This window comes from Shewanella algidipiscicola (assembly GCF_900380485.1).
Lineage (GTDB): Bacteria > Pseudomonadota > Gammaproteobacteria > Enterobacterales > Shewanellaceae > Shewanella > Shewanella algidipiscicola.
Genome location: NZ_OXJV01000002.1, coordinates 87,289 through 94,467 on the forward strand (window position 1 = coordinate 87,289; position 7,179 = coordinate 94,467).

At 46.2% G+C, this 7,179-nt stretch carries 6 protein-coding genes and 2 rRNA genes; 4 read left to right on the forward strand and 4 right to left on the reverse strand.

Annotation, left to right across the window (positions count from 1 at the left end; all coding sequences use genetic code 11):
* Positions 1-53 precede the first annotated feature (53 nt).
* The 4 genes from gpmM to DN599_RS06635 are packed head-to-tail and all read left to right on the forward strand — an operon-like array spanning position 54 to position 4,769.
* The gene (gene gpmM / locus DN599_RS06620) at positions 54-1,601 is read left to right on the forward strand and encodes a 2,3-bisphosphoglycerate-independent phosphoglycerate mutase (RefSeq protein WP_110456882.1); all 1,548 of its coding nucleotides are present in this window, start codon (positions 54-56) and stop codon (positions 1,599-1,601) included.
* A 15-nt stretch (positions 1,602-1,616) separates the two neighbouring features.
* On the forward strand, positions 1,617-2,753 hold the full coding sequence (locus DN599_RS06625; protein ID WP_162599166.1) for a murein hydrolase activator EnvC family protein: 1,137 nt from the start codon (positions 1,617-1,619) through the stop codon (positions 2,751-2,753).
* A gap of 32 nt (positions 2,754-2,785) precedes the next feature.
* Positions 2,786-3,991, forward strand: a complete 1,206-nt coding sequence (locus DN599_RS06630) for a S41 family peptidase (protein ID WP_110456883.1) — start codon at positions 2,786-2,788, stop codon at positions 3,989-3,991.
* Positions 3,992-4,007: 16 nt separating this feature from the next.
* Entirely contained in the window at positions 4,008-4,769 is a 762-nt protein-coding gene (locus DN599_RS06635) for a divergent polysaccharide deacetylase family protein (RefSeq protein ID WP_110456884.1), read from the forward strand.
* Positions 4,770-4,806: 37 nt separating this feature from the next.
* On the opposite strand, the gene DN599_RS06640 is transcribed toward DN599_RS06635, so the two are convergent.
* The 4 genes from DN599_RS06640 to DN599_RS06655 form a co-directional block, all read right to left on the reverse strand.
* A complete protein-coding gene (locus DN599_RS06640) occupies positions 4,807-5,259 on the reverse strand; it encodes an Rrf2 family transcriptional regulator (RefSeq protein ID WP_110456885.1) in 453 nt (150 codons plus the stop codon).
* 10 nt (positions 5,260-5,269) lie between these two features.
* Entirely contained in the window at positions 5,270-5,524 is a 255-nt protein-coding gene (locus tag DN599_RS06645; protein ID WP_110456886.1) for a YkgJ family cysteine cluster protein, read from the reverse strand.
* Positions 5,525-6,220: 696 nt separating this feature from the next.
* Positions 6,221-6,336: ribosomal RNA gene (gene rrf, locus DN599_RS06650) — 5S ribosomal RNA — on the reverse strand.
* 249 nt (positions 6,337-6,585) lie between these two features.
* Positions 6,586-7,179: ribosomal RNA gene (locus tag DN599_RS06655) — 23S ribosomal RNA — on the reverse strand; the annotation flags it as partial.

Below are 7,179 nucleotides of genomic sequence, written 5' to 3' on the forward strand. Positions count from 1 at the left end.
ATTTAACCAATTTCGGATTGTAATCTTTGTTTCTTAAACTTAAAGGTACCACCATGACGACACGCAAACGCCCTCTGGCACTGCTGATCCTTGATGGCTGGGGTTATCGTGAAGACACCCATAACAATGCGGTTTATCACGCCAACACTCCAGTGCTCGACAGACTTTATCAGCAATATCCAAACAGCTTAATTTCAGGCTCAGGCCTAGATGTCGGGCTACCCGATGGCCAAATGGGTAACTCGGAAGTGGGCCATATCAATATCGGCTCTGGCCGTGTGGTTTATCAAGAATTGACCCGTATCGGCAAGGCTATCGAAGACGGTGAGTTTGACACCAACCCAGCCCTCGTCGAAGCCGTAGATAAAGCTATCGCGGCCAATGGGGCGGTGCATATCATGGGGCTATTATCACCTGGTGGCGTGCACAGCCACGAGAATCACATCGAAGCCATGTGTAAGATGGCGGTTAAGCGCGGCGCAAAACATGTTTATTTACATGCTTTTCTCGATGGCCGCGACACCCCACCACGCAGCGCAAAATCGAGCCTTGCCCATTTCAATGAACTGTTTAACACCTTAGGCACTGGCCGTATCGCCTCTATCATTGGTCGCTACTACGCCATGGACAGAGACAACCGCTGGGACAGAGTGTCTCTGGCTTATGAGTTAATCACTCAAGGTAAAGCACAATACCAGTTTGCAGATGCTGTCGATGCCTTGGCCGCCGCTTATGCGCGTGATGAAAATGATGAGTTTGTCGCCAGTTCGGCGATCACCGACGCGCAGGGGCAAGTGGCAACCCTTAACGACGACGATGCATTGATCTTCATGAATTTCCGCGCCGATCGTGCCCGCCAAATTACTCGCAGCTTTATCAATGCTGATTTTGATGGCTTTACCCGCGAGGTCATGCCTAAGGTCAACTTTGTCACCCTGACTGAATACGCCGCCGACATTAAGGCGCCTATCGCTTACCCTTCGGTAGACTTGGTCAATACCTTAGGTGAAGTGTTACAAAACAGCGGTAAAACCCAGTTACGTATCTCTGAAACCGAAAAATATGCTCATGTCACCTTCTTCTTCAATGGCGGCAAAGAGGAACCATTTGAAGGTGAAGACCGTATTTTGGTGCAATCACCTAAAGTGGCCACCTATGATCTACAGCCAGAGATGAATTCTGCCGAGTTAACCGATAAATTGGTCGCAGCCATTGAGTCAACGAAGTATGACGTGATTATCTGTAACTACCCAAATGGTGACATGGTAGGGCATACGGGTAACTTTGAAGCCGCCGTTAAGGCCTGTGAGGCGGTAGATGCTTGTATTGGCCGCGTGGTCGAAGCCTTAGCTAAAGTGGATGGCGAGTGTTTAATTACTGCCGACCATGGTAATGCCGAACAGATGACCGACGAGCAAACCGGTCAAGCACATACCGCGCATACCAGCGAGTTAGTGCCATTTATCTATGTGGGCCGTCCAGCAACAATCGCCGGCAACGGAAGATTAAGCGATATAGCACCAACCATGTTAACCTTGATGAATCAGACGGTTCCACCCGAGATGACAGGACGCTCTCTCATCACCCTAACAACCAACTAAGCGAGTAACGATTCATTGCTTAAGCGATACGGTTTTCATAAAGCCAGCATAATTGCTGGCTTTGTCATCTTGTCTTTTACTGTGCAGGCTTCCGATCTGACACAGCGTCAATCACAGTTAGAGGCGATACAACAGCAGATCAGCAGCCAACAGTCGGCGCTCAAAGATACTAGCTCGCAACATGAAAAACTGATCAAGCTGCTAAAAAAAGATGAGCAGGCTATCGCAAATGCGGCTAAAAAGGTCAATAACACTAAGGCCTCCTTGGCGACAACCGATAAACAACTCGCAGCGCTAGAATCTCGCCGAGTCACACTCGATAAACTGAAAAAAATTCAACAGCAAACCCTATCAAATCAGTTGGCCAGTGCCTACCTTGCTGGCAATCATGATTACACCAAAATGCTACTTAATCAGCAGAGCCCAGCAACCATAGAGCGCCTACTGGCTTACTACCAATACCTGAATAAGGCTCGCATCGACTCGATCAATAAGTTGCAGCAAACTATCACCGAATTAGACAGCGTTGAAGCAGAGCAAAAGCAAAAACAAATCCGTCTCAATCAACTGGTGCTCGAACAACAGCTACAAGCCAAAAATCTAACTCAAGAGCAAGCTCAACGGCAACAAACGCTCACACAACTGCAGCGCACGCTTAACTCTCATGGCGCTAAACTTGAACAGTTACAAATTGAAGAAGCCAGTTTAAAGCGGGTGGTAGAACAAGCGCTAAAGGCGATGAAAGACAGCCCTGTAATGGAAGGGTTATCACGCCAACATAAGCTCAATTGGCCTACCCAAGGCCGCATTCGCTCAGGCTTTGGTAGCCAACGTTCGGGTGAAGTCAAATGGAAAGGGGTGATAGTAGCCGCTCCAGAAGGGCAATCTGTTAGTGCTATTGCTCCTGGTAAAGTGATCTATGCCGACTGGTTACGTGGCTTTGGTATGGTGATGGTCGTTGACCATGGCAAAGGCTATATGAGCCTCTATGGTCATGCCCAGACCTTACTCAAAAACGCCGGTGATACGGTCGACAAAGGCGAAACTATAGCCCTAGTTGGGCGCTCGGGTGGACAAACCGAACCTGGCCTATACTTTGAGGTAAGGCACAAAGGGCAAGCTATCGATCCGGCACTCTACTGTAAGCGCTAGAGCAAGAGCAACCCTTTCATAGAGGGTTGTTTATGATTAAATTTATTCGTTACTTTGCCTGCGTTATCTTAGGATTAACTCTCGGCTTATCCATCACCCTATCAGGTACAGAGCACACAGCACAGCATCAGCCGAAGCTCAATTATCCATTGCTGATCGACGTTATTAGTACCATAGAAAGCTATTATATCGACAAGATCCCCCAAGAAACTTTAATACAGGCAGCTATTGATGGGGTATTTAATTCGCTGGACTCTTATTCTAATTTTCTCGACGCAGAAGCTTTCTCTGATATAAAAAATGCCAATAGTGGGGAATACTTTGGCTTTGGTATCGAAATCGCTACCGAGGAAGATCAAGTCACCATTGTCAGCCCCTTCCCCCATTCTCCAGCTGCGGCGGCTGGCATATTACCTGGCGACAAAATAATTAAAGTAAATGATCAAGCAATCGATCCCAGACAACTAGATAAGGTGCTACGGCAGATAAAACACCATAGCAAACATAATCTGGCTATCCACTTGTCATTACGTCGACAAAATTCAGAAAACCTAGTCAACGTCACCCTCAAGCCTTCAATTATTGACGTAAACTCCGTTAGCGCTACGCTACTCGATGGGAGTATTGGGTACATCAAGCTCAGCAGCTTTCAAGATGATTCTACTCGCGATATGGTTAACCAGCTCAACCAATGGCAGGACCTGCCTATGAGAGGGTTAATTTTAGATGTGCGTAACAACCCTGGTGGCTTACTGGATCAAGCGATAAAAATAGCCGACCTGTTTTTAGCTAAAGGCCGCATAGTATCGACTCGAGGGCGATTTTTTGATGCCAATAGTGACTACTTCGCCTCGCCGAAAAATATATTTTCCAAACTTCCCATAATAGTACTCATCAATAAAGGTTCTGCATCTGCATCTGAGATTTTAGCTGCCGCACTACAAGAAAACCAACGAGCGATTTTGATCGGTGAAAAAAGTTTTGGTAAAGGCACGGTTCAAAGCCTTATTCCAACCCTTATCGATGGTCATGCCATCAAACTTACCATTGGCCATTACACAACCCCAAAAGGTAGAGATATCAATACGATTGGTATTGAACCTGATATAAATATCACGACAGATGCTATGACTGAGATAAAAAGTATGCCTATAATCGCTGAGTTATCGCCCCATGATGATATTGCTCAGGACAGAGTCATATATTCGGCTGTCACATGGATAAAAACCAACAGCTAAAAAGCATAAAACCCCAGTGCGCTTATTACTTTTATTGTTAGTTACCTTTATCGCTAACTCTGCCAAAGCAGCTCAAGTTTCTATCATCATTGACGATATTGGATATCGTCAAACCGATGAGGCCGTACTATCTCTGCCCAAAGAGATCACCCTATCAGTATTGCCTAACACCCCGTTAGGCAAAAAAATTGCCATTGCCGCCCACCACAAAGGCCACGAGATCATGCTGCATATTCCGATGCAGGCACTCAATGGCAAAAGGCTTGGCCCGGGGGGATTAACAAACGATATGGATGAGCGAACTTTTAAACAGACAATAGCCACCGCTTTTAGCAGTGTTCCCCACGTAAAAGGGGTTAATAATCATATGGGCAGTTTGCTAACCCAGATGGATCAGCCCATGTTATGGCTAATGGAAAGCTTAAAAGAACAAGATAACTACTTTGTTGATAGTGTAACAACCCGCTACAGTAAGGCTGCTAATAATGCTAACAAACTCGGCATCCCACTGCTAAGAAGGCAACTGTTTCTCGATAATGATGTCAGTGAAAGAGCGTTAGAAAATCAATTTCAACAGCTTATCCAACTAGCTAATAGCCAAGGAAGCTTGGTTGCAATTGCACACCCTTACCCGGAAACGATTCATTTTTTGCAGCACAATTTGCGTAGACTACAACGGGAAGGTATTAGCCTAGTATCAACATCGGCGTTGCTTCCTTACCGTTTGGCACAGCAACCCGACATGAAATCAACCACAAGCTCTACACACTTAAGATAATGAATATGAGCCTGATAAGGCCGATATATTAGCGGCTTTATAATTCTAATACAGGGATGGAGACGTCAGATAACAAGGCCTTTAGCTCTTGACGATTGCTCACAATATCAGCGAGTGTGTAACGATCTAACACTGCAAGGTAAGCCGCGACAGCTTCGGCTAGTACGCCTTTTAATTGGCATGAGGGACTAAAAAGACAATAGGGTTTGCTACAATCAATTGGGGCTAAAGAGTTTTCTAACACCCTAACCAACTGACCGATATTAATGTCTTCAGCTGGTTTACCTAACCTAAAACCACCACTCTTGCCTCGAATGGTATGCAAATAACCTTCTTTACCTAAGTGATGCACAATCTTTGATACATGATTAGGTGAGAGATCAAACACCTCTGTAATTTCAGCTATCCTAAACAGTTGCTCTCTTTCTGGAGACAAAGCCAGGTACATCAAAGTGCGGATACCAAAATCTGTATAACGAGTTAACTGCATAAATAACCTTCTAGGATTGTGTCGCTGCTTCTAATGAAGTGATAAGCCAAAGAGCCTCTTCGTTTGTATTGCCGCAGACATCTTCCGTTGCCGCAAACCGAGCGCAAAGCTCAGGCCGCTCAGCCTGACCGAAAATTTGACAAAGATTATCATCATTGAGTTGGATACAACGCACACCAGCAGGCTTACCGTGAGGCATTCCTGGTATTGGGCTGGTTATAGAAGGCGCAATACAGCATGCACCACATCCTAAACGACAATTCATACGGCATTATACCTCTATTTACGTAGCATGTTAGTCATTAAGATCACAGTGCGATTCAGATTGTGTATCAAAAACTAAATGATGCCTTAACGCCCAAACGTCATATGGTTAAGCGACACAAACTAAAAAGACGGTAGGCGTTCGACTTTATTTCGAATGTCATGGTCAATTGCGCGCTGATCCACCTAGGTATAGGGAATATAGCAGCAGCCTAAAACAACTTTTGACCATGTCCCCTACTCTTATTATACCCAATTGGAACGTACGAGGACGGAAGAGTAGCGTCTTGGATCCCTAGCGTTCAACTTCTTTATCACTAAGCTGAAGCCTGCTCAGCGGCTGAGCGACATCGGGAGTAGGCACAGCTTCTAAGTGCTTAAGTGGATAAGCCACCTTATTCAGATGACTTATCCACGACTCTTTACGAGAAGTATTAGGCGCTTGTCATGGTCAGCTTCAAGCTAGCTCTCCGGGTTCAGCTCCAGCATCAAGCTGCGCTTGATAAGCACAGACGCTGCCCCCTACGACCGCCAAGGATGGCGGAAGTGTCGATATTGTCTGGAACATTTATCGACCTCCACATGGTTTTGAGCCTCACTACGTTCGGACTTTTTATTTCCCCATGTTCGAGTGGTTAGCTCCAAGCTAAAACGAAAAAAGCCCGTTGCATTAGCAACGGGCTTTTTAGTATTAGGCGTCTGGAAATGACCTACTCTCACATGGGGAGACCCCACACTACCATCGGCGCGATTGCGTTTCACTTCTGAGTTCGGGATGGGATCAGGTGGTACCACAATGCTATGGTTTCCAGACAAATTCTTACTGGTTAATTGTCCGTCTGACGGCATTGTTTCCTCGCTACAGTGCTCATGTACTAAAGTACACTCCGCGCTTCGCTCGTTACGGCTTTGTCAGCCAAACAATTACCTGCGTAATTAACCAAAATTATAAATTTAGAAAGCTGTTCTCTTTATACAAGAGTTAAATTTGAGTCACACTAAATCAAGTGGCTGTATTCTTTCGCTAAAGTTAACCATTAACTCGAAACCCTTTTGGGTTGTATGGTTAAGCCTCACGGGTCATTAGTACAAGTTAGCTCAACGCCTCACAACGCTTACACACCTTGCCTATCAACGTAGTAGTCTCCTACGGCCCTTTAGAGGACTTAAAGTCCTAGGGATGACTCATCTTAGGGCTCGCTTCCCGCTTAGATGCTTTCAGCGGTTATCGATTCCGAACGTAGCTACCGGGCAATGCCATTGGCATGACAACCCGAACACCAGCGGTTCGTCCACTCCGGTCCTCTCGTACTAGGAGCAGCTCCCTTCAATCATCCAACGCCCACGGCAGATAGGGACCGAACTGTCTCACGACGTTCTGAACCCAGCTCGCGTACCACTTTAAATGGCGAACAGCCATACCCTTGGGACCGACTTCAGCCCCAGGATGTGATGAGCCGACATCGAGGTGCCAAACACCGCCGTCGATATGAACTCTTGGGCGGTATCAGCCTGTTATCCCCGGAGTACCTTTTATCCGTTGAGCGATGGCCCTTCCATTCAGAACCACCGGATCACTATGACCTGCTTTCGCACCTGCTCGACGTGTATGTCTCGCAGTTAAGCTGGCTTATGCCATTGCACTAACCGTACGAT

Bases quoted from the DNA above. Each gene is read 5' to 3' on its own strand.
- gpmM (WP_110456882.1), top strand. From the start codon at position 54: ATGACGACACGCAAACGCCCTCTGGCACTGCTGATCCTTGATGGCTGG.
- DN599_RS06630 (WP_110456883.1), top strand. From the start codon at position 2,786: ATGATTAAATTTATTCGTTACTTTGCCTGCGTTATCTTAGGATTAACT.
- DN599_RS06640 (WP_110456885.1), bottom strand. From the start codon at position 5,259: ATGCAGTTAACTCGTTATACAGATTTTGGTATCCGCACTTTGATGTAC.
- DN599_RS06645 (WP_110456886.1), bottom strand. From the start codon at position 5,524: ATGAATTGTCGTTTAGGATGTGGTGCATGCTGTATTGCGCCTTCTATA.